A 21,716-nucleotide genomic window follows, 5' to 3' on the forward strand; every position below is an offset into this window, starting at 1 on the left:
CAATTTATTGCAGGTTTTGTTAGTATTTGTTTCAGGTGCTACGATTAAGGTCATTTTTACAGGTCATATAGTAATTCTGGGTTTTTTAGTTTTTCTACTTTTTCTTCACGGCCATCGTTTGCATTGATAAAGATTTGGTATGTGTCATTGTCTATGGTTCCCAAAAACTCATAGCATAGGACTTCTTCCCCGATATCATTATTGATGATGGCCAAATAGTCTTCCATGATCATCACTTTGTCATTTATTTTATCTGTTGCTTCCTGAACCGAAATACCCGGTTCTGGAATTTCACGCAAATGGTGTGACATCAAATAATCCTTTGCAGAGAAACCAACGATTTCTCCCGTATCCAGACTCACTTTCATCTTGATGGCATCAGGATAAACTCTCACCCCATCCACATTGGATACGAATGTGAAAATTCCAAGTTTATTGTATTCCACACTTTCATATAAATCCAGTGTATCGAATTTATTCTGTTTCAAGAAGTTTCTAGCCTTTTGAGTCGCTTCATTTAGACTTATGTTTTTCTTTTCAGGCTTTTTATCCTGAACCAGATAAATAGGGATTCCACCTTTTTTCGCAATATCCATATAGGTGTCCTGCTGGCTTTTATCCACTATCTTCAAACTATAGAATCCAAATTCGGACCCTTCACCGTTCTCCGTGATGATAATTTCTTCATTGCCTTCTAGTTCTAAGTATTTGTCCGCAATTTTCTTAGCATCTTCTTCTGTAATGGTTTTACCGGAAAGTTTGCTAAAGTTCTTATCCTTCTGGTTCATGGAGGTGAAGGTCGGTCCAAATTCGGCTTCGTCATACCCTTCTACATTCTTCTCCACTGTTTTGAATCCATCGATAATGGTGTTATCTTGTGGTTGATCTTTCGCTGACAAAGCGAGCTCCACATCCATCCAACGCAAATTATTGCTCATAACCATGCTTTGGACTCTTCTTAATTCCTGCCTGATTTCATCGGACTTTTGGTACAGTGCTTGAAGTGTTCCATATTCCTCATCAGATAATGGATTTTTATCTAAGTCCCTTACCGCTACTTGATAGGTATAATCACCTGTATTTGTCAAAAACTCTTCAGTCTTATTAAAAGGAAGGAGTGTCAATGGCAACTGCCCGACATCATTCTGGGCTTCTGAGGTAATCCTCCATACTTCAGCAAAGGATGGGGATAACTGTTCTCTGGAACTCATTGCCAAAGTCGTTCCTATCTTATCATGTAGCAGGTCCACGTGGTACACCAGGTCATGGAAAGCACGTTGATAGTTATTTTCCGCATTAATGAGGACTGCGTTTTTATCTTGATGCTCTTGATAACCCCAATACCCTGTTCCTGCTACCGCAATTGCTAAAACAGCGATAATTACAAGTCTCAACATAATTTTTCACCCTCTTCATTAGTCACAGAAAATGTGTTTTCCTATTCTTTTAATTTGGGGACGTCCCCATATCCAGCCGCTTGTCGCTGTGTCAGGATTAAAATAATAAGTCGCGCCTTCAGATGGATCCATACCATTGATCGCGTCAACTACCGCTCTCTTTGCCGTATCATTCGGTGTCAACCAGATCTGACCGTCTGCCACAGCTGTAAATGCAAGTGGTTCGAATATTACGCCAGATACAGTATTCGGGAATGTAGGGGAATTGATTCGGTTCAAAATAACCGCAGCTACTGCAATCTGACCCTCGTAAGGTTCTCCACGAGCTTCTCCGTATACCGCGTTTGCCATCAACTGAATATCATTGTCCGAGAAGCCTCCCGGCATATTGGTCGCACTCTGGGCTTCCCCTTCTTCCTCGGCAGGCTGATCTTCAGGTGCCTGTTCTTCTTGAGGAGCCGGCGCTTGTTCCTGCTCAGGAGCAGGTTGCTCTTGTTGTGGCGCTGGTTGTTCTTGCTCTGGAGCAGGCTGCTGTTCTGGAGCAGGTGGTTCTTGTCCTGGAGCAGGCTGTTGCTCTGGTGCTGGTTTGCCAGTACCTTTTTGCGGTGCCGCTTCTGGTTTTTGATATTGTGTTTTTTGTTTCTGCCATTGATTGGTTGCTCCAGTTTTCGCTTTTTCTATTGTTGCGGGAGAAGGTTCAACTTGATACTTAAGCTCCATCCCACCGTAATGTGTAAAGCGTTTACCGGAATTAATTTGTTGATGAACCCAATCTTTATAGAATTTAGTTGATTTATTCAGCATTTCTTTGGTTTTTGGACCAACAAGCCCATCTACATCATCGAGACCAAATTCCTGTTGAAAATTCTTTACTGCCCAATACGTCGACCAACCATAAACACCATCAATACTTGCATGGTAGTAGCCATTATACTGGAGCCGGGCTTGCAGTTCGACAACATCATTCCCTGTGGCACCCTTCTGGATGATCTGCTCCGAAAAGGCATCTACAGAGGTTTGATTTATCGAAAATAACATACATGTGCTAAAAAGGAACATACATGAAATTAATAGTAACCGTTTCACCTTACATTTCCTCCTTTGACTTCTTTAAACAATTGTTACAATGTATTTTCCGTAGATAATGGTATTTTATACAGATTCATTTGGAGAAAAGAGGTATTCCATAAAATGGATGATTCAATAAATGAAAATAAGCCCGCAAAAAAAGTTTCCTTAGACAACTTTTTTTTGCGGGCTATATTTTTCTACCGTATTTGCAAGTTTGACTTTTCTTAAACCGAGCCACCATAAAAACACCATAAATGGAACCATATAAAGCCCCCAATATTTTTGGGAAAGGATGATCATATCATACATTCCGTGTAGAAATATAGGGGTGGTCAACGATAAAGAAATCCAGAGCCTTTTTTTTCTGGGATTAAATGAGAACTTTCCCTTACCTAAATAATATCCCATAATAACCCCGAACAACGCATGGCTGGAAACAGGCAAAACCGCTCTACCAAATGCCAGTTCCACTCCATTTGCAAAAAGGAAGAGAATGTTCTCAGCAGTTGCAAAGCCTAGTGAGACAGCCACACCATATACAATTCCGTCGTAATGTTCATCAAAGTGGAGGTTCTGGTACACAAGGTAGATAAGGATAAACCATTTGAAGAACTCTTCTAGCAGACCTGAAAGGAGAAAGGCCTTTACAAAATGCGATGTGACATTAAGTTCCAGCTGGATAACATATTGGATAAACATAAGCGGAAACACAAGCAACGCACCAAACATGAATATTTTAAATACATATGCTATGGGTTCTTTCGTGAACGTATCCTTTAAATAAAAATATGATAACAATGCTAAGCCTGGAGCAATCCCGGCGGATACAACTGCCAGCATAAATAAGCCTCGTTTCAATCTGTTTTTTTTTATCGTATCATGTTATCGTAATTAATGAAATAAGATGTCTAAACTTTTGGAAATTGTTTGTAAATAAATTGGCTATTATTATGAGGTGACGTATATGAAAAAGAAAATAATGATCATCCACACAGGTGGTACAATCTCTATGTCTGAGGATGAACAGACCGGTGCAGTTTCACCAGGAGAAAGAAACCCTTTGACAACCATTCCTTTGGTTGTGGATTCTCATGTCGAAATCGAAAGTCATGAGCTATTCAACCTTCCTTCTCCACATATTACCACTAAACATATGCTTGAGCTTTCAACGTTCATCGACCACCAGGCTGTCGAGAACGCAGTTGAAGGTTTCGTAATCACGCATGGAACAGACACGTTGGAGGAAACAGCTTTTTTCCTCGATCTAACTGTCCAAACAAGAGTTCCAATTGTCTTGACAGGGGCGATGCGTTCGAGTAATGAAATTGGATCAGACGGTCCTTATAACCTCCTCGCATCGGTAAAAGTAGCTGCAAGTGAGGAAGCCCGAAACAAAGGTGTCCTCGTTGTACTTAATGACGAGGTACACACAGCAAAGAACGTGACAAAGACACATACTTCTAATATTGCCACATTCCAAAGCCCCCAGTATGGCCCTATCGGAATCGTGACAAAAAGAGGCGCGTTTTTTCACCATTCCCCTGTTGCAGAGGATAAGTACCTTGTGAAGGCAGTATCCAAAAATGTGATGTTATTGAAAGCATATGCAGGGATGGATTCAAGTATATTTCACTCGTTAAAAGACATGAAGATCGATGGAGTCGTTTTGGAAGCGCTTGGACAAGGTAACATACCACCTACAGCAGTGGATGGGATCAAAGCCCTTAGAGATGCAGATATTCCTGTGGTGATGGTATCCCGTTGCTTCAATGGAATAGTACAGGATATTTACGGCTATGAGGGAGGCGGCCGTAAATTGAAGGAATTAGGAGTAATTTTCTCCAATGGCCTAAATGGTCAAAAGGCTCGAATCAAACTGATGGTAGCACTTGAAAGCACCAGGGATACGTCGGAGTTACAGCTGCTGTTTTTAAGGTAATGAGAAAAAATATGGAGTGCTCAAGATTTTTGAGCACTCCATTTTATATTGGGCGACTATGTAGACTGGATGAACCTTACAGTGGATTGCACTGTCCTCATTAGCCCTCTAGGACGACCGACGAACCTATAAGTAGATGGATTACTTTGTCCTCATCGGATTCTTATTTCTCCTTAAAAGTCCAACTTCTACCCTTAATACACTCCGCAATCATTCCACCATGAAACCGGCCGTTTTCAATAAAAATCTCATTTGCATTATTTCCAGCGGCAATGACACCAGCAATAAAGATTCCCTTCACATTGGTTTCCATTGTTTCTTCGTTGAAGATAGGACGTCCCGACTCTTCATCAATTCCAACTCCCATTTCAGTCAGAAAGGAATGATCCGGATGATAGCCAATCATGGCAAACACATGATCATTATGAATGGTCTGCTCCTGCCCATCCTTATTAACAAAAGATAGTTCTTTCTCTGTAATTCGAGTCACATTTGATTCAAATTCCATTCGAATGGTCCCATTACGAACAAGGGCTTCAAACTCCGGAAGGATCCATGGTTTGACGCTAGGTGAGTAGGTTTCTCCTCGATAAATAACGGTGACGTGTGCATCGGCCTTTACGAGTTCCAATGCTGCATCCACACTAGAATTTTTACCGCCGATCACCGCTACGTGTTTATCAAAATAAGGATGGCCTTCCTTAAAATAATGAGAGACCTTATCCAATTCCGCGCCAGGCACTTCCAATTTATTGTGATTATCATAATATCCAGTTGCAATCACTACATGACTGGTTGCATATTTTTGTTTTGAAGTATGCACAACGAAAGTGCCATCCTCGAGTTTTTCTACCCGCTCCACCAGTTCAAAAGCGTTCACTTCAATCTTTTTTCTTTTAACTACTTCCCGATAATAGGTTAAGGCCTGTATTCTGACGGGCTTTCTATTTTCCGTGATAAAAGGTACTTCCCCTATTTCAAGCTTTTCGCTTGAGCTGAAGAAGGTCTGATGGGTGGGGTAGTTATAGATTGCATTTACAATATTTCCTTTTTCTATGACAAGTGGGGATAATCCCGCATCCTGCAGGGCTATCGCTGCCGACAATCCGCATGGACCGCCTCCCACTATGATGGCATCTCTGTTTATCACCGTTGTTCAACTCCGTCTTACAAATTTAATTTTCTGTAGCTTTATTCTGCATATCCGATTACGCATACAAAAATCCCCTATCACTATATGATAGGGGATTGGGAAAGCTTAAGCAAATATTAAATCCAGCCTCTGAAGCGTGAAGCTTCGGCCATTTTACGTGCACCGACCATATAAGCGGAAAGTCTCATATCCACACGTCGGCTTTGTGATGTGTCATATACATTGTTGAACGACTTGACCATCACTTTTTCAAGCTTTTCTTCTACTTCCTCTTCTGTCCAGTAGTAACCTTGGTTGTTCTGCACCCACTCAAAGTAGGATACTGTCACTCCGCCTGCACTTGCAAGCACATCAGGAACAAGTAGGATACCACGATCAGTCAATATTTGCGTTCCTTCAATGGTAGTCGGCCCATTCGCAGCTTCTACCACAATTTTTGCACGGATATTGTGAGCGTTCTCTTCAGTAATCTGATTTTCAATCGCTGCAGGAACAAGAATGTCACACTCTAGCTCCAACAGTTCTTTATTAGAAATCGTGTTGTTGAATAGCTTCGTAACAGTTCCGAAACTGTCTCTGCGGTCAAGTAGATAATCTATGTCCAGGCCATTCGGATCATATAGTCCACCGTAAGCATCGGAAATTCCAACTACCTTTGCCCCTGCATCGTGCATGAATTTAGACAGGTAACTTCCTGCATTACCAAACCCTTGAACCACGACTCGTGCACCTTCGATATTTATGCCTTTTTTCTTGGCAGCTTCACGGATGCAGATGGTAACCCCTTTTGCTGTTGCCGATTCTCTTCCATGCGATCCACCTAGTACTAGTGGTTTCCCTGTAATAAATCCAGGAGAGTTAAATTCATCGATTCGGCTATATTCGTCCATCATCCAAGCCATGATTTGTGAGTTGGTAAAGACGTCCGGAGCAGGGATATCCTTTGTAGGTCCAACAATCTGGCTGATTGCACGAACGTAACCACGACTTAATCTTTCCAATTCCCTAAAAGACATTTCACGTGGATCACAGACGATACCGCCTTTCCCTCCACCGTATGGAAGGTCTACAATTCCACATTTCAAACTCATCCAGATGGACAGTGCCTTCACTTCTTTTTCAGAAACATTGGGATGAAAACGGATTCCACCTTTAGTCGGTCCTACAGCATCATTATGTTGGGCACGATAACCAGTGAAAATTTTGACAGATCCATCATCCATCCTTACCGGAATCTTCACCGTTAACATGCGCATAGGTTCTTTTAGCAGCTCATATACTTCTTCAGGATAGCCTAACCTCTCCAAGGCTTTATGTATAACAACTTGTGTTGATTTTAATACATCCAACTTCTCTTCAATAGAATTCTTTTTTTCATTGCTTTTTTCGGCTACCATAAGTAAACCTCCTAGATTGTCTCACATAATAAGATTGAAATAGTCCATCTTCATGACATAGTATACACCTTCCGTACCACTATGCAAAGATGGAAAATAAACTTTTATTAAAAAAATGTAACCGATTACAAAACGTAAGAATTGTCAGAAAATACTAACAGCCTAAACTACAGAAAACGTTTGTAGAATAGGCCGTATCTTAATTAAAGTACTTATTTAATTGCTCCATGGCATGATTTTCCAATAATTTCTTCCCATATTCCTCCACACGATGAGTAGTCATGGTAGATGGCGTGCCATATTCGGATAACAAGGCAATCAAAGTGTCCATCTCCATCATGAGGTCCACATCCCCCTCCAATAACAGCAAGTAGAACATCCGGTCATGGGAATAGATGGTACCTCCATGGATATGAAAAGCTTGAAGTCTTTTTGCTAAATCAATAAGATGGTCAAAGGACTCGAATACATAAAACAGTTCCTGACTTTCATCCACCGTAACTTGCATCTCTATATATTCATCGTTGAACTCTTCTTCCAATTCTTCCTGCTCGGTGGAAGTCACAATGACAACCATCCCTTGTGCCTGGAGTGCATAGACTTCTACGTTCAACGAACCGCTTACTTCAAATCCCAACTCCGCGCTAGCCTCATCAATCATGTCTCGAAACAGCTGATGAACCTTTTGCGAATCCTTCCATAGGTCCTCTTTTGTTAACCCGCGATCTTCCAAGTCATCAAATGTGAGGAATATCTTTATCTTGTTGTAGTTTAATCGTTCCAGCCGCATGAAAGACTCCTCCCCTACCTTTACACCCTTTAACTCCCTTGAACTTCTTACATTTTATGATAGAAGGTGTAAGTTGGTTCGTGACGAACTTCCATTGTTGGAAAGGAAATTTAATTCATCCTTACCCGCAACCAGTCTTCCCAATCTTTCATCGAACTTCCAATGAGGTGATCATAAAATTCCCTTTTTTTGTTTTCTGACATTTTATCGACTGCTGTACCTCCAAGTCCAATGATTAGCGACGGATATTGCTGTTTCAGCTCTGTCACCATTTCCAATGTTTTAGGCAGATTGACGGAAAGGGTACAAGACAAAAATAGAAATTTCGGATCAATCTCTTTTAGGACGATATGGATATCATCATCTGCGATACTTGTACCAAGATAGACCGTTTCAAACCCTTTTCTTCTAACAAATAGCGTATATATAAGTAACCCGAGTTCATGCCACTCTCCTGGTCCACATACCGACACCGTTTTAGGAAGGAAGCCGTTTACCGGTAATCCGTGAAGAATCATCCCAATCCGTGAGCGCAGAAATGCAGAGGCAAAATGTTCGTGGGCACTTGAAATTTCATCCTTCTCCCACATATCACCTATCTTAACGAGCAATGTTCCCAGAATATCAATCAGCACTTTCTCAACCGAGTATAAACTAAAAATCTTATCCATCAATTCATGAGCTTGCCCTTCATTGAACTGCAAAAGAGCTTCCATTAATTGATTAAGTAATTCAGTGGACATATCTTCCGTATATGTATGTTCCGTTTCCAGAAAAGTTTGATTGTTCTTTTCGAACAGTGAAACGGCTTGACTGATGGTGAAGCCTTTGTTCACTTTCTGGATTAACCATTTGAGTATCCTAATATGTTCTTCCGTGTACAAGCGATGTCCAGACTCATTTCTGACCGGAGCAATAATTTGATATCTTCTCTCCCACGCTCGTAATGTTCCTGGCTGGATACCCAGCATTTTTGAGGCTGCTTTAATATTGTACTTACCTTCATTAGTTGACATACAGATCCCTTTCTCTCCTATCAAAATCCATACTTTGCATTATATAATACGAAAGTGTTTGTGTAAACTTTGTATAGGTTTTGAACAGGATGTTACAGGTGATGGAGATAGATTATCATCCTTCTCTAGTGGTAATGGTGAGGATATGTGTTTCCGGTGGAGCCCCTAAACGAAGTGGAACCAACGACGTTCCAAAACCATTACTGACCAAAAGAGTTGTGTATGGTAAGTGTGTAATCCTCCCTTTCTCATGTGGACCAAATCCGAAAATTCGAATTTGCCCTCCATGGGTATGTCCACTTAATACCAGGCTGATTCCCTCTTTTTCAGTGAATTTCTCCACGATTTCAGGTTCATGACTTACCAAGATCTTGAAACTGTCCACGCTTGTTTCCTCCAAAGCCACATCGAGACGATCTCTTTCATGCACTAAATCGTCCACCCCTAAAATCTCTAGCTTATCTCCCACTTCACTTTCAAACAAATAGCTTTTGTTATCCAGTATCTTTACTCCATGATGCAATAGGAGGGAATCCAATTCATGATGCTCGACTTCATAGTCATTGTTACCCCATACATAAAAGACGATGCCTAATTTTTTCAGTTGCTTGATATTCTCCTCTACCTGATCAAACGGGACCTTGTTTTCTGTCAGGTCACCACCAATGACCACCAAATCTATGTTTTTAACTCTTTTTATAAAATCCGGATCAATTTTCCTCCTATGAATGTCGGAAATGAAGAAAATCCTGACCTTCCCTAAGCTGCTTGGAAACTCAGGGAATGCAAGTGTCTGTTCTACTATATTTTCTTGGTTAGCCTGACGGTACATGTATAAAAGAAGTGCTGCCCCAAAAGCAGCAAGAACCCCAAATAAACTCCAAACCATAAGATACTTCCCTTCTTTTTAAAAATAGGCTCTGTTAAACAGGATGTTGAAGCAAAAATCAACAGTACGCTTGAACAGAACCAAAAAATAAAAGTTGCGATAATTTTCTATCGCAACTATACCATAACAAGCAAGCTCACTTCGTTTCATGATACAAATTAATATCAAATTCCCTTTTCATCATATCAAAAACTTGATGCCTTTGTTTCCAATCGGCAGGTTTGGACCAATAATCATCACTTCTTTTCACCATTTCTTTTCGCAAGTCATGATATTCTTTCTCCGCCTTGTCTTTTTTATAAAGAAGGTATTTAATCATCCCCAGCTGAAAAGCGATGAACATAACAATCCAGAAATGTACTGAACGATCAAAAAAATAGGAGATGCTTACAGAATAGGCAGGGGACTGATGGAAAATGTAAAAGTATACATATGCCAAAAAAAGTCCTACCGTAACACAACAGAACATCCTCCACCTCCACTCTCGTTTTTTGAAGGTGTCCTGCTTCCGTTTTTTATTAACCAACAGCTGCAATGTCTGTTTTGTCGCTTCATCTGTATGATGGTTCAGCATTTTAATTTCCGGCTCCATATTTAATCCCCTCTTTCATAACCTGTCCTATTAGAAATTATGCAAAAGAGGGGACCTGTATGAATCGCATCCTACCTATTAATCGGAATAAGCAGTTTCTGGCCTACATTTACCTGATCATTGACAAGATTATTATAATCACTGATTATTCTTTCGCCTTCCCTGCTGCTGAAATACTTCATGGAAATGCGGAAGAGGTTTTCACTTTCTTGAACTACATGTTCTACATATTGCACATTAGACTGTTCTTCTGTAACCGTCGTTTCTGGGGTTTCTTCTGTTTCCATACCACCAGAAGTGCTTGTTTCCACAGGAGGGCTAGCTGCGGTCACCTCTTCTTTTTCTATTGTCTTCCCTGGTCCGCTTGTTTCCTTGCCATCTTCCCCTTCAGCTACCTGTTCTTTGTCCGTCTCCATAATGGAAACTCGATCTGTTGCAGGAATTTCTTTTTCACTCTCTTTGTTTGCCGCGGTGTCAGCTGAGACATTTTTCGAGATGGAGATGGATTCCACATTCTTCACTGGTGGCGTAAAGATTTTGTCGAGGAAACTGGAATCCTTGTCATTAAAATGGATTGCCAAAATGCTGATAGGTATCAGAAGAAACAGTACACCTACTAACCGGACAAAAGGAAAATTCAGCTTCCATTTAGTATTCGAGTTTCGTTTATGAGCGTGCAGTTCACTTCTTGAAGGTAGCTTGTTAGTTTCTTTTTGGACTTCCTCCCTTAGCCCGTCTGCTTGATCCAACCCTTTATTATCATTCATTTTCCCCACTCCTGCCCTTTTCATGGTCTTCAATTTTCACGTAGTCATATCTAATCTTTAATGCGAGTAATACATCAATCAGAAAATGCGCCCATATTGTGACAAATAGACTTCCTGTCGCTTCATAGAGGTATCCGAGTAAAAAGCTTAATATAACAACGGAGAGGAATAATACCCATTTGTGCAAATATCTAATATGTAGCAGTGCGAAAACGATACTTGCGACCCAAATTCCAAAATGTGTTTGAATAACTCCTCGGAACAAGAATTCTTCCGCTGTTGAAATAAATATTGCCAGTAAAAAAATATGAGGGACACTTCTGGTCTGGAACATCTTTTCGTTGATGCCACCGTCGTCGAAAAGATCCCTCGGTAGCCACTTCATCAATAACAGGTCAATACCAACAACGCCTATGCCCACTAACGTCCCGATTACCAAGACTTCTAACGGTTTCCAGGACAGTATCCTAAGGAAGGAAGCAATGTTGTCGAATAGGATAAAAGCAAGAATCACCCCGATAACCAAGAATGCCAACTGGGATAGGTATAGATGGAATAGGAGCTCTTTTGGGCTCATATCTTTAATCATTTCAGCTTGTCTATTTTTCACTTTTCAACTTCCTGCCAAAATATATTTTTCAAAAGACCCTGCCAAGAAAGGGACATATCCTTTCCCTCGGACAAGTTCCTTTTTTCCCCTTTAAAATAATCCATATCCAAGCCACAAACATCACAACATGGAACAGGAGTAGAAATTAATTCTTCATCAAAATAGCGGAGGATACCCTTTCTTCTGCACAGAGATGTTGAAGTCCAAAGGTTAAAATCTTCCAATTTGTTTCGTTTCACTGTTGTGCGTTCTTCCATGTGGGCAAGAATGAATGCAATGCAATCTTTAATTGTCTTGTATGATAGGCACCCTTGCTTCTTAATGAACTCATTTATTTGGTAGGAAAGGTACCTCCAATGGGATTCCTCCTCGGGGGCATTTTCCATCCATTCTCTTACTGAGACTCTGGCCAAATCAGTGAGTTCCCCATATGAAGCAACCAGTTCATGCACTGTGTAAGAAATCCAAGCAGGGTCAGGAAGTTCATTTTCAATAATGAATTCCGGTAGCGTCGCATCTTCCTTGCTTTTTAATAAAATGGCAATGCTTCTGTTGCCACCCCTTCCTGCACGCCCAATTTCCTGCACATATGCCTCAAGTTGTGTTGGTTGATGATAATGGATGACAAAACTTACATTGCTTTTATTGATTCCCATTCCGAAAGCACTTGTACAGCAGATAATATCTAGCTGATTCATCAGAAACTGCTGCTGGATCAAGACCCGCTGTTCCTGAGTCAAGCCTGCATGATAATAGGCAATACGTGTTATACCGTTATCTTGAAGGTATCTACAAATCGCTTCTGTTTTTGTTCTACTTGAAAAATAGACAATTCCAGGGGACCTGAGAGATTGTAGCAGTTCCAACAGCCTTTCTTTCTTTTCTTGGTTGTTGGGAAGGTACTCTACCTTCATCGCGATGTTTGGCCTGTCCACTGAATTGATATGAAGGGAAGGGGAAGTCATATTTAAAAACGTATGAATATCCTTGATAACGTTTCTAGTGGCTGTTGCGGTAAGTGCCAAACTCGGCGGCCCTCCCAGTGATTCCTTTACCTTCCCCAATTTCAGATAATCCGTGCGGAAGTCGTGTCCCCATTGCGAAACACAATGGGCTTCATCGACTACAAACAGACCGATTTGGATAGATTGCAGCTTTTTGATCCATCTTTCCACTTGGAGCATTTCAGGCGATATAAAAATGAATTTGTACCTATGCAGGTCGAGGGACAACAGCCGTTCTCTCTCTGAGAATGACAAAAAGGAATTAAGCGCAACCACACTTTTCTCCCCACTGGCCCTCAGTTGTTGCACTTGGTCTTCCATTAAGGATAATAAGGGAGAAACTATCAGGACCGCCCCTTCTAATACATATCCCGGAAGCTGATAACAAAGGGATTTCCCTCCGCCGGTAGGAAGAAGTGCGATGACGTCTTTGTAATCGAGCACATCTTCCATTATTTCTTTTTGGCCATTTTTGAAGGATGAAAAGCCGGTTTTAGCTTTTAACAGATTTTCTAGACTCATCGCCATCCCCCATCCTTGTCAGAACCAATCTTATTTGAAAATAGGTTATATCCTGATTAGTCAATCTTTCTTTAATCCTTCGAAGTTGATGTGTATGTAACTTTTGAATGACCTTTACAATTTCACTTATTTTCTCCTTTTCAATATAAGGTTCAATGGAGAATTGTTCTGAATGCAAGGCAATCTCAACAATATGATCCTCAATGGTGCTCACCTTAAGGCGTCTTAATTGGGCTATGTCCAGTAAGCTGAGACCTTTGTTAAGAAGCTTCAAAGTTTTCTGTGTGGTTTCCGTCAGTTTCGGACGTACCAGTAAATCACGGCATATGGAATAAAGAGTTGGGTAGGTTCCTTTTGACTCTTCCTTTTCTAGGTTGCTCATGATGTAATGCAGGACGGCTTGGAATTCCACTTCAACCCAAAAAGGATCGGTATGAAGCAGTCTTGCAATTTGCTCCGCTGTTCTACCCACTTGTCGGTGTCCTGTTAGCATCAGGGTGAAAACTGTGGCCTGTTTGGTTGTTACCTGTTGCAGGTGTTGATTCGTTTCATGATACAAGTCATTCATCAACTGCGCTTTGAGACGCCCTTTTTGTTGAAACAGATGGCTTTTAACCCAACGCTGTACGGAATCCTCATACTGAATCGGCAGGAAGGAACTTTCCTTCCCAGCTAAGTTGGATAGAGTCTGAACAAGTAAAGAGTACCTCTTCCAAAAGTGTTTGCTTTTTTCCTTATATGAAAAGCCATCCAAATAGGAGGGGAAAGGATACACTTTACCGTATTCGGATAATTTGTCTTTCCCTGTTTCCGTTATAATATAATGTTCTGTCTGAATCTCTTCAATAAGACCTTGTGTTGCCAAAGCTTCCATGTTTTCTAACAGAAAGTTTCGATTCAATTCCGGAAAAAGACCATATAGAAAACCCAATGAAAAGATGTTGGCATCTTGTATCGTTTGAGAGGATTTCTTCCCTCTAAGCAAATGAAAAATGCCCGAAATGCTCCTCTCTCCGCGTAAAGCATGGAGACAAAACAAGCACAAAAATTCGAATGATTTCATCAAAGTTCTACACCTTTCTTCCCCTACAGTCATTTTATCAAAATTTTGTAAAATGCGACATGTTTATCACATCTTTTCGTCGGGTAATCTAACAATATGTTATCAGAACCCTTATGTGATAAGCATTCTCATTGAGTTTTCTATTGAAAAGTTAAGAAAACATCTTTACAATATAAAGTATGAGGAATTCGTTTCCAACTAATAATTGGAAATGTTCGTCCTATCGACTAGTTACTAATTGGGAGGTTTATTTTCATGGCAAAATATACGATTGTTGACAAAGATACTTGTATCGCATGTGGTGCTTGTGGAGCTGCTGCTCCGGACATCTATGATTACGATGATGAGGGTATCGCGTTCGTAACACTTGATGACAACCAAGGAATTGTGGAGATTCCTGATGTATTGGAAGATGACATGATGGACGCATTCGAAGGCTGTCCTACTGATTCCATCAAGGTTGCCGACGATCCATTCGACGGCGACGCTTTAAAATTCGAATAGTAAACGAAATGAACCCCGATTCCTAAGAATCGGGGTTTTATTATTGTTAACTATACGTTTTTCACTTCTAACTGACGCTCAAGCCAGACTGCCAACTTCTTATATAACAACAGGAATAAGAACGTGACAATAAGCCCTTTTATAATATTAAAAGGCAAAATACCTTTAACGATACCTTCAATCATTTGTGCAGATGATTCAGCAGGGACATTCAAGAAATAGGTGAATGCCGGCAAGAAAATATAATAATTAAGGACGCTCATAAACATTGCCATCGATAAAGTTCCAACCACTAGACCGAGGCCCAACCCTTTCGTTGTTCGGATCTTATTGAATATGAAGTATGTCGGCAAGATAAAGAGCACTCCAGCAGTAAAATTGGCCATCTGTCCGACAGGAACTCCGGTCATGCTGCCTTGGACGATATAATGAAGGATATTTTTGATTGCTTCAACGGTAATACCTGCAACCGGGCCAAAAATAATCGCAGCAAGCAATGCAGGGACGTCACTGAAGTCCACAGATAAAAATGGAGGCAACAACGGGAGTGGAAAACTTAACCACATGAGCAGGTAAGAGATACCACTTAACATACCCACTGTTACCATTTTTTTGATGCGTTTTGATTGATTCATTTCTTTTCTCTCCTTTTCAAATGGAGATCCACCTCGTACGAAAAGAGAGATTTCAAAGCTTTCATTTACTTCAGGATGCCACACCACGTAAAAGAACCGCTTGTCGATTAACAAACGGGAGTGTTGAAGGCATCAGGAAATAAGCGTTGAAAAACGCTGCATTTTCAACCACTTTGAACCTCCATCTTCTCCCATCCAGACTATACTGTCGGCTTTGGAATCACACCAAATCCTGCCACTAAAGGCTCGCGGGCTTAGAGAGTCAACCTCATCACCGCCGATCGGGAATTTCACCCTGCCCCGAAGATAGATCATATTATTTAGTTACGAAGTTATTATACTCGTAAAATAGGAAAAAGGAAAGAGAAATGAACCTTTATTCATTTTTTATGGGGATTTCGCAACAATAAGCGCTTACATAGGTTCGACCTGTCGCAAAGTTATTGACAGCCCCCTTTTTAGATGATAAGTTATCAGAAATTTTATAAAATTTTGGAGGGATATCTTTTATGTACCACGTGCTTGTTGCAGATTCAATTAGTTCAGACGGACTGACTCCACTACTGGAAGCGGAGAACGTCAAGGTTTATAGGAAAGACCGCGAGGAGGACATTTACAACCGTGAAGACATTCAAGCTCTGCTTGTGCGCAGTGCAACCCAGGTGGATGAGGATCTGCTTGCCTCGCTTCCTAACCTGCAGGTAGTTGCAAGAGCCGGGGTCGGAGTTGATAATATAGATATTCAGGCTGCTACAAAACGCGGTGTTGTGGTCGTTAATGCACCTGATGGTAATACCATTTCCACCGCTGAGCATACCTTTGCCATGATTTCATCATTGGTACGTCATATTCCTCAAGCCAATATGAATGTGAAAGGTTCACAGTGGAGTCGTAAGAAGTTCATCGGAACGGAGCTTTTCGGAAAGACTCTCGGAATTGTGGGTTTCGGTCGAATTGGCAGTGAAATAGCCAAACGCGCGAAAGCTTTCCAGATGAAAGTCGTGGTCTACGATCCATTTCTGACAGAAACACGAGCTGAGAAATTAAGTGTGACCTCCTTGCCTTTGGATGACGTGATGAAGGTAGCTGATATTATTACGGTACATACTCCTCTCACAAAAGATACGAAAGGTCTTTTCAACAGAGAAAACATCTCTTCTTTGAAAAAAGGCGTCTATCTAGTGAACTGTGCCCGTGGTGGAATTATTGACGAAGAAGCCCTTTTGTATCACTTAAACACAGGACATGTTGCTGGCGCAGCTCTTGATGTTTTCGAAGTGGAACCACCCACCAATAGAGACTTGGTAGAGCATGAACATGTAATTGTCACCCCACATTTGGGTGCATCAACGAAAGAGGCTCAATATAACGTAGCATACCAGGTTTCCAAAGATGTACTGGACTATCTAAATGGGCAATCCGTCCATACAAGCATCAACCTTCCCACCATTCCTAAAGAGATCTACAAGAAGATCCAACCGTTTTATCAGCTTGGAAAAACGGTCGGCTCCATACTTTCTCAAGCTGCGAAAACACCTATTGAGGAAATCGTTGCAACCTATGCAGGAAAAATTACAGAATGGGAAACCTCCATCCTTACAAAAAGCGTCATAGCAGGATTCTTACGTAACCGGGTTGATACGACCGTAAATGAAGTCAATGCAGCAACTATTGCGAAAGAACGTGGCATTAACTACGGTGAAAAGCATACATCTGAGAGCTACGGTTATTCCAATATCATACAGGTAGAAGTGAAAGGGAAAGATGTCCACCTTATCGTAAGAGCAACATTTATAGACGGATACGGTGCTAGAATCGTCCATATGAACGGTTTTGATATTGACTTTGCTCCAAGTGGACATTTACTATATGTCCAGCATCAAGACCGCCCTGGTGTCATCGGACAACTTGGTAACATTTTCGGCAAGCACGAGACTAACATTGCAACGATGCATGTAGGCCGCATGCTTCAAGGTGGCAAGGCAATCATGATGCTCTCATTTGACCAGCAGTTGGATAAGTCACTTGTAGATGAAATCCTTCTCATACCGGATATATCTTCCGCGATAACGTTGGAACTATAAAACTTAATCGTACTGCAATAAAAAAAGCAGGACAGGGAAATTAATCAGTTCCCTCCTGCTTTTACTGTTTTCAGCCCAATTCCAACTCGACCCGCTCTCCCTTATTAAACGTCATGATTGATCTGTACCCTACTGCTTTTGCAAGTTCAATAGCTTGATCATAATCCGCACCTACATGCTCAGGGACATGGGCATCAGATGATAGGACAATAGGCACCTTTTTGTCATGACACATCTTTAATAAACGTTTATCGGGATAAAGTTCACCTACAGGCTTTCTTAACCCTGCAGTGCTAATTTCTACACAAGTCTTGGAGTTGGCAAGTGCCGTCGAAGCCCTGTCATACTGTTCCAGAAGAAACTCTTCATCCTGGGGTACGTACTTAAATATTTTCACTAAATCCAGGTGGCCGATTATATCAAACATATTTGATTGGGCAAGTGTGACCACCTGGTCAAAATACTTGGTATACACTTCATATGTATCTCGGCGATCCCACTCTTTTCTAAATTCGGCCAAATCGATCCCGAAGTCTTCCACCCAGTGGATGGAACCGATCACATAGTCAAACGGATAAGTATCAATGAACCTTTTCATCTCCACATGTTTTCCTGGCGTGTAATCCATCTCGATTGACATTTTTACGTTGATATCTTGATTCCATGCCTCCTGAAACAGTTGGAAATAATCAGCCATATCATAGTATCGCCGTTCTTCCACCCAAGGGTTACTAAGGATATCTTTTGTCTGATAGAAATGGTAGGCGTGTTCGGATATGCCAAACTCTTGTATCCCTTTTTGTTGCGCTGATGTTATGAACTCTTTTAAATAGTCAAGTGTGAGCGTCCCTCTTTCCAGATGATTATGGTAGTCTGTAAGCATTTTTGGTTGTCCCCTCTCTTCTTTTTTGCTAATTATACTACTATTCTAAGAGAGTTTGGGGGGGATTTTCAGAATTAACCAAAATTTAATAAGAAGGATGTCGCGATGATTTTCTTCCCATATGAAATAAGGTGGCGTTAAGTCTTATCTGGCCATTTACCGATAACGCATCTTGAAACAGTAAAAGCGTGCACAAATGCACGCTTTTTACTTACTCACTATAAGGAATTGGATTAGGTGAAAAAGGTACGCTTACCTCTTCATTGAGTGGGATAGTACCGATTGTTCCGGTTTGGGACGATTCGAAAACCACACCCATTAATCCGAATTCTTTTGCTACCATCAGCATCGCCTCAAGCGCAAAGATGGTTTCTTCGTTATCTTCTAGCACGCTGCTATCAGCTAACTTTATGCGAGCTATCGCTCCATCATCTTTTATCGTCACCCCATCCACTTTTACCGTGTCTGGAATGGATGGTTCAAGCTTGCTATAGTCATGCTGTTCAGGGGCACTTGTCATAGCCTTAAGAGTATCTCCAATCGTTTTAAATCGCTCATGGCCGGCAACTAAAAGTAGAATGGAGCCTGTATAGTATTTATAATAGGCACGTTTTTGATTTTGTTCAAAAACAATTGGGCCCTCGTATACTGTATTACCTATTTCAACATTCACTTTATTGCCATTATCACTCAACTGAACTTGAGAGTAATGAAGACTGAATGTATCTATTAGTTCTTTTTGGAATAATGGGTCTTGGAAAGAAGAAAGCCCTTTATCCATCTTTGTAATGTCTACTACAGGAACTCGATTTCCCGAAGCATCAATTTCTTCTGTAACAACTCCAAAATCATTGATGAATGGCTTTTCTAATCCATAATTTTCAAATGCTAGGTTGCCACGGACTTTGTTTAACGCATCTACATACGTTTGGCCTTCCTCCTTCGATACAATCACTGTCAATGGAGTAGTTGACCCTCCAAAAGGAATAGTATCCGCATGAGACAAGGTAGCGCCTATCGTCACAGCATATTCATCAGCCTCATTATAAGCTGACACAACAAAGCTTCTTCCATCTGCAGTCATCATTTCAACTGCAGCAAAATCACTAGCTTCCGATTCATCCTTTGATAAAGCCTCTTCTTCCTCGCTTATATGTTTGCGGCTAGATTCCATCTCGACTTCAGAGTCATCGGAGGCTTCATGCGCATCCATCGTAGCCATATCCATGTTTTCTTCTGATCCGCTATTTGCATCAGAGCCGCTCAAACTCATATCAAAGTTCATGTTATTGACAAACATTGGTCCGATAATTGCTACAATGAATAAGGCTGCCACCAAAGCGACCGCAGGCATTAGTTTCGTTCGGCGAGGTGTACTTGCTAACTTTGGTTGAATTTCTTTATATATTTGATTCGGGTCCCGATCATCTTTAATTTTAGGCATTTGCCTCAAAAGCTTTTCCAGTTGGTCTTGCTCGTCATGACGCATTGCTGTTTCCTCCTTTCTCTTGAAGTTCTTCCATATAAGTCTTTAAGACCTTTAAGGCTCTATGCTGAGTTGTTTTCACCTTACTTTCCGTCCATCCCAGTATCTGGGCAGTTTCTTGAATGGATAAGGCTTGTATGTACCGCAGGACAAGGACCAGCCGATGATCGACTTTACATTTATCCAAGCACCGGTACATTTGTTGGACTTGTTCATTTTGAAGAGCTATCTCTTCTGGTAGGGGAGCGTGATCTCTGACTTGCTGTTTATTCCAGTCAAATGTTTCAAGTAGTTTGTTTTTCCATCCTTTATGTTTACGGAAGGAATCGATGGCGACATGTTTAGCTATGGAAAAGAGCCATGTCTTTTCGCTGCTTTTTCCTTCGAAACGGTCATAGGAACGCAAAACTTTTATATAAACTTCTTGAACGAGGTCTTCCGCTTGCTCCTTATTGTTCACCATATAATATAGGAATTGATAAACATCCTGGTGATATTTTTCATAGAGCTCTTGAAAAACGGTATTCATAGTTTCCCTCCGTTCATTTCATTAGTCGCATATTATAGTGAAAAAGTTACATTACAAATATATTAAAAAAATTACAATTTGACTAGATGTATTTTGGTATTTTTTTCTTGCAAATTTCTATCTTATTTTAAGTATACTGGATGTCCTTAATGGATTATAGGGATTTTTGTAGGCATTTGCTCCACATGCTTTATACATATTTCGACCTATTCCTAGTCTAATAGTAAAAGCGTCAACACCCGATGGGTACTGACGCTCCTCGACTTCATTTCTTATTCGTACTGCTCATCATGTATTCAGGTAAGGTACCTTTTCTTCTCACAATAAATGGCGCTTTTTCGTTAAGCAATCTGGAAAGAATCGGGTATAACACGATAAAGAAGACGACATTTCCTATGGCATGATTGATATCGAACGGCAAGCCGGCCAAGTAATAAGGTAAAAAGGGAAAGCCCCCTACGACCATGTTTTGGATGGAAAATACAAGACCGAAAAATAATCCGCAGAGGCCGGCATATAGAGAAAGTATAAAAACCGGTACCTTTTTAAACCAGATTCCCAATGCTCCACTTACTAGTCCTATGACCGACCATGCAAAAATCTGTGTAAATGTCCACAACCCCGTACCAAGGACGAGATTTGTGGCAAATGTGGTCCCTACTGCTAGAATGACTCCTGAGAGGGGGCCCATCCAAAACGCACAGATAATGATGATTGCCGTTACTGGTTGCACATTTGGAACGGAAGCAAACGCAATTCTTCCTACAACACAAAGAGCAATCAGCATTCCCAATAATGCTATCTTCTTGGTAGTCATACTTATTCCACCTTTTGATAATCAAAATGTACTTCGTCGTTCTCCTCTAAAGTATAATCACTTGCACCTACCATTAAGCTTTCCCCATTAACTGATATGTTCCAATAATAATCTGCTTCATCTTCAGAGCCAAGCCCGTCAATCCCAACAATAAAATCTCCACCAAAACCTGTGGTAAGGTCAAAGTTGCGATCCATCACGTCCATAAGGGATTCTCCTTCTTCAAATTCAAACGTGTCCTCGCTGATGACTTCTTCGCCTTCTTTAGTCAGCTTGATGGAAGTAGATAAGTTATTTTCTTGTTGTTCCTGTGCAGGAGCCGAGTTGTTGGTGTTTTGGTTTGCTTCGTTTGTCGCATCTGCACATCCTGCTAAAACCAGAGTAAGTGCTGCAACTAGTGTTAACAAATAATTCTTCATTTTTCTCATTTCCCCTTATGTAAGTTTATTGGTAGATTTGTAAAACGTGTGTCCCCGGGTTATGAGCAAACAAAAAACCCCATCCGATTTTCAGGATGAGGTGATAACGGCATATTAATTCAATAAGAAAACATAGTTGTGCCGTCTCT

At 40.9% G+C, this 21,716-nt stretch carries 22 protein-coding genes and 1 riboswitch; of the genes, 3 read left to right on the forward strand and 19 right to left on the reverse strand.

Annotation, left to right across the window (positions count from 1 at the left end; all coding sequences use genetic code 11):
• Positions 1–56: 56 nt before the first annotated feature.
• The 3 genes from ypeB to prsW form a co-directional block, all read right to left on the reverse strand.
• Complete coding sequence (gene ypeB / locus MKY77_RS14275) at positions 57–1,397, reverse strand: germination protein YpeB (RefSeq protein ID WP_339146520.1); 1,341 nt, start codon at positions 1,395–1,397, stop codon at positions 57–59.
• Positions 1,398–1,415: 18 nt separating this feature from the next.
• Positions 1,416–2,456, reverse strand: a complete 1,041-nt coding sequence (locus MKY77_RS14280) for a cell wall hydrolase (protein ID WP_339149825.1) — start codon at positions 2,454–2,456, stop codon at positions 1,416–1,418.
• 177 nt (positions 2,457–2,633) lie between these two features.
• Positions 2,634–3,308, reverse strand: a complete 675-nt coding sequence (gene prsW / locus MKY77_RS14285) for a glutamic-type intramembrane protease PrsW (protein WP_339146521.1) — start codon at positions 3,306–3,308, stop codon at positions 2,634–2,636.
• Positions 3,309–3,432: 124 nt separating this feature from the next.
• Here prsW and MKY77_RS14290 point away from each other — a divergent pair, with 124 nt between their 5' ends.
• Positions 3,433–4,407 (forward strand): asparaginase, encoded by a 975-nt coding sequence (locus MKY77_RS14290; RefSeq protein WP_339146522.1) that lies wholly within the window; start codon positions 3,433–3,435, stop codon positions 4,405–4,407.
• Between the two features lie 163 nt (positions 4,408–4,570).
• On the opposite strand, the gene MKY77_RS14295 is transcribed toward MKY77_RS14290, so the two are convergent.
• From MKY77_RS14295 to MKY77_RS14340, 10 genes are all read right to left on the reverse strand, one after another.
• Positions 4,571–5,557: a YpdA family putative bacillithiol disulfide reductase gene (locus MKY77_RS14295; protein WP_339146523.1), complete on the reverse strand. Its 987-nt coding sequence runs from the start codon at positions 5,555–5,557 to the stop codon at positions 4,571–4,573.
• A gap of 119 nt (positions 5,558–5,676) precedes the next feature.
• Positions 5,677–6,957: a Glu/Leu/Phe/Val dehydrogenase gene (locus tag MKY77_RS14300; protein ID WP_339146524.1), complete on the reverse strand. Its 1,281-nt coding sequence runs from the start codon at positions 6,955–6,957 to the stop codon at positions 5,677–5,679.
• A gap of 199 nt (positions 6,958–7,156) precedes the next feature.
• Entirely contained in the window at positions 7,157–7,747 is a 591-nt protein-coding gene (locus tag MKY77_RS14305) for a genetic competence negative regulator (protein WP_339146525.1), read from the reverse strand.
• 110 nt (positions 7,748–7,857) lie between these two features.
• Positions 7,858–8,763 (reverse strand): MerR family transcriptional regulator, encoded by a 906-nt coding sequence (locus tag MKY77_RS14310; RefSeq protein WP_339146526.1) that lies wholly within the window; start codon positions 8,761–8,763, stop codon positions 7,858–7,860.
• A gap of 115 nt (positions 8,764–8,878) precedes the next feature.
• Positions 8,879–9,652: a metallophosphoesterase gene (locus MKY77_RS14315; protein WP_339146527.1), complete on the reverse strand. Its 774-nt coding sequence runs from the start codon at positions 9,650–9,652 to the stop codon at positions 8,879–8,881.
• A 136-nt stretch (positions 9,653–9,788) separates the two neighbouring features.
• The gene (locus tag MKY77_RS14320; RefSeq protein WP_339146528.1) at positions 9,789–10,244 is read right to left on the reverse strand and encodes a DUF2663 family protein; all 456 of its coding nucleotides are present in this window, start codon (positions 10,242–10,244) and stop codon (positions 9,789–9,791) included.
• A gap of 71 nt (positions 10,245–10,315) precedes the next feature.
• Complete coding sequence (locus tag MKY77_RS14325) at positions 10,316–11,011, reverse strand: LysM peptidoglycan-binding domain-containing protein (RefSeq protein WP_339146529.1); 696 nt, start codon at positions 11,009–11,011, stop codon at positions 10,316–10,318.
• On the reverse strand, positions 11,004–11,621 hold the full coding sequence (locus MKY77_RS14330; protein ID WP_339146530.1) for a CPBP family intramembrane glutamic endopeptidase: 618 nt from the start codon (positions 11,619–11,621) through the stop codon (positions 11,004–11,006). Before MKY77_RS14330 ends, MKY77_RS14325 begins: the two co-directional genes overlap by 8 nt.
• Positions 11,618–13,147, reverse strand: coding sequence for an ATP-dependent DNA helicase RecQ (locus MKY77_RS14335; RefSeq protein ID WP_339146531.1), 1,530 nt, complete (start codon positions 13,145–13,147; stop codon positions 11,618–11,620). The genes MKY77_RS14330 and MKY77_RS14335 overlap by 4 nt, the downstream gene beginning before the upstream one ends.
• Positions 13,119–14,132 (reverse strand): helix-turn-helix domain-containing protein, encoded by a 1,014-nt coding sequence (locus MKY77_RS14340; RefSeq protein WP_342515363.1) that lies wholly within the window; start codon positions 14,130–14,132, stop codon positions 13,119–13,121. The genes MKY77_RS14335 and MKY77_RS14340 overlap by 29 nt, the downstream gene beginning before the upstream one ends.
• A 333-nt stretch (positions 14,133–14,465) precedes the next feature.
• On the opposite strand from MKY77_RS14340, the gene MKY77_RS14345 reads away from it, so the two are divergent.
• Positions 14,466–14,714 carry a ferredoxin gene (locus tag MKY77_RS14345; protein WP_339146533.1) on the forward strand — a complete coding sequence of 83 codons (249 nt, stop codon included), beginning with the start codon at positions 14,466–14,468 and terminating at the stop codon, positions 14,712–14,714.
• A 50-nt stretch (positions 14,715–14,764) separates the two neighbouring features.
• Here MKY77_RS14345 and MKY77_RS14350 read toward each other — a convergent pair whose 3' ends face one another.
• Entirely contained in the window at positions 14,765–15,349 is a 585-nt protein-coding gene (locus MKY77_RS14350) for an ECF transporter S component (protein WP_339146534.1), read from the reverse strand.
• A 179-nt stretch (positions 15,350–15,528) separates the two neighbouring features.
• Positions 15,529–15,661, reverse strand: a riboswitch (FMN riboswitch).
• Positions 15,662–15,858: 197 nt separating this feature from the next.
• Between MKY77_RS14350 and serA the strand changes: the two genes are divergently transcribed.
• A complete protein-coding gene (gene serA / locus MKY77_RS14355) occupies positions 15,859–17,433 on the forward strand; it encodes a phosphoglycerate dehydrogenase (RefSeq protein WP_339146535.1) in 1,575 nt (524 codons plus the stop codon).
• Between the two features lie 70 nt (positions 17,434–17,503).
• Here serA and MKY77_RS14360 read toward each other — a convergent pair whose 3' ends face one another.
• The 5 genes from MKY77_RS14360 to MKY77_RS14380 form a co-directional block, all read right to left on the reverse strand.
• Positions 17,504–18,316: a histidinol-phosphatase gene (locus MKY77_RS14360; protein ID WP_339146536.1), complete on the reverse strand. Its 813-nt coding sequence runs from the start codon at positions 18,314–18,316 to the stop codon at positions 17,504–17,506.
• A gap of 211 nt (positions 18,317–18,527) precedes the next feature.
• Positions 18,528–19,805, reverse strand: coding sequence for a hypothetical protein (locus MKY77_RS14365; protein ID WP_339146537.1), 1,278 nt, complete (start codon positions 19,803–19,805; stop codon positions 18,528–18,530).
• Entirely contained in the window at positions 19,795–20,331 is a 537-nt protein-coding gene (gene sigX / locus MKY77_RS14370; protein WP_339146538.1) for an RNA polymerase sigma factor SigX, read from the reverse strand. The genes MKY77_RS14365 and sigX overlap by 11 nt, the downstream gene beginning before the upstream one ends.
• Positions 20,332–20,596: 265 nt before the next feature.
• A complete protein-coding gene (locus MKY77_RS14375; protein ID WP_342515364.1) occupies positions 20,597–21,148 on the reverse strand; it encodes an ECF transporter S component in 552 nt (183 codons plus the stop codon).
• Between the two features lie 2 nt (positions 21,149–21,150).
• On the reverse strand, positions 21,151–21,567 hold the full coding sequence (locus MKY77_RS14380) for a DUF4430 domain-containing protein (RefSeq protein ID WP_339146540.1): 417 nt from the start codon (positions 21,565–21,567) through the stop codon (positions 21,151–21,153).
• Positions 21,568–21,716: the final 149 nt, after the last annotated feature.

The sequence above is a fragment of the Sutcliffiella sp. FSL R7-0096 genome (genome assembly GCF_038595065.1).
Taxonomy (GTDB): domain Bacteria; phylum Bacillota; class Bacilli; order Bacillales; family Bacillaceae_I; genus Sutcliffiella_A.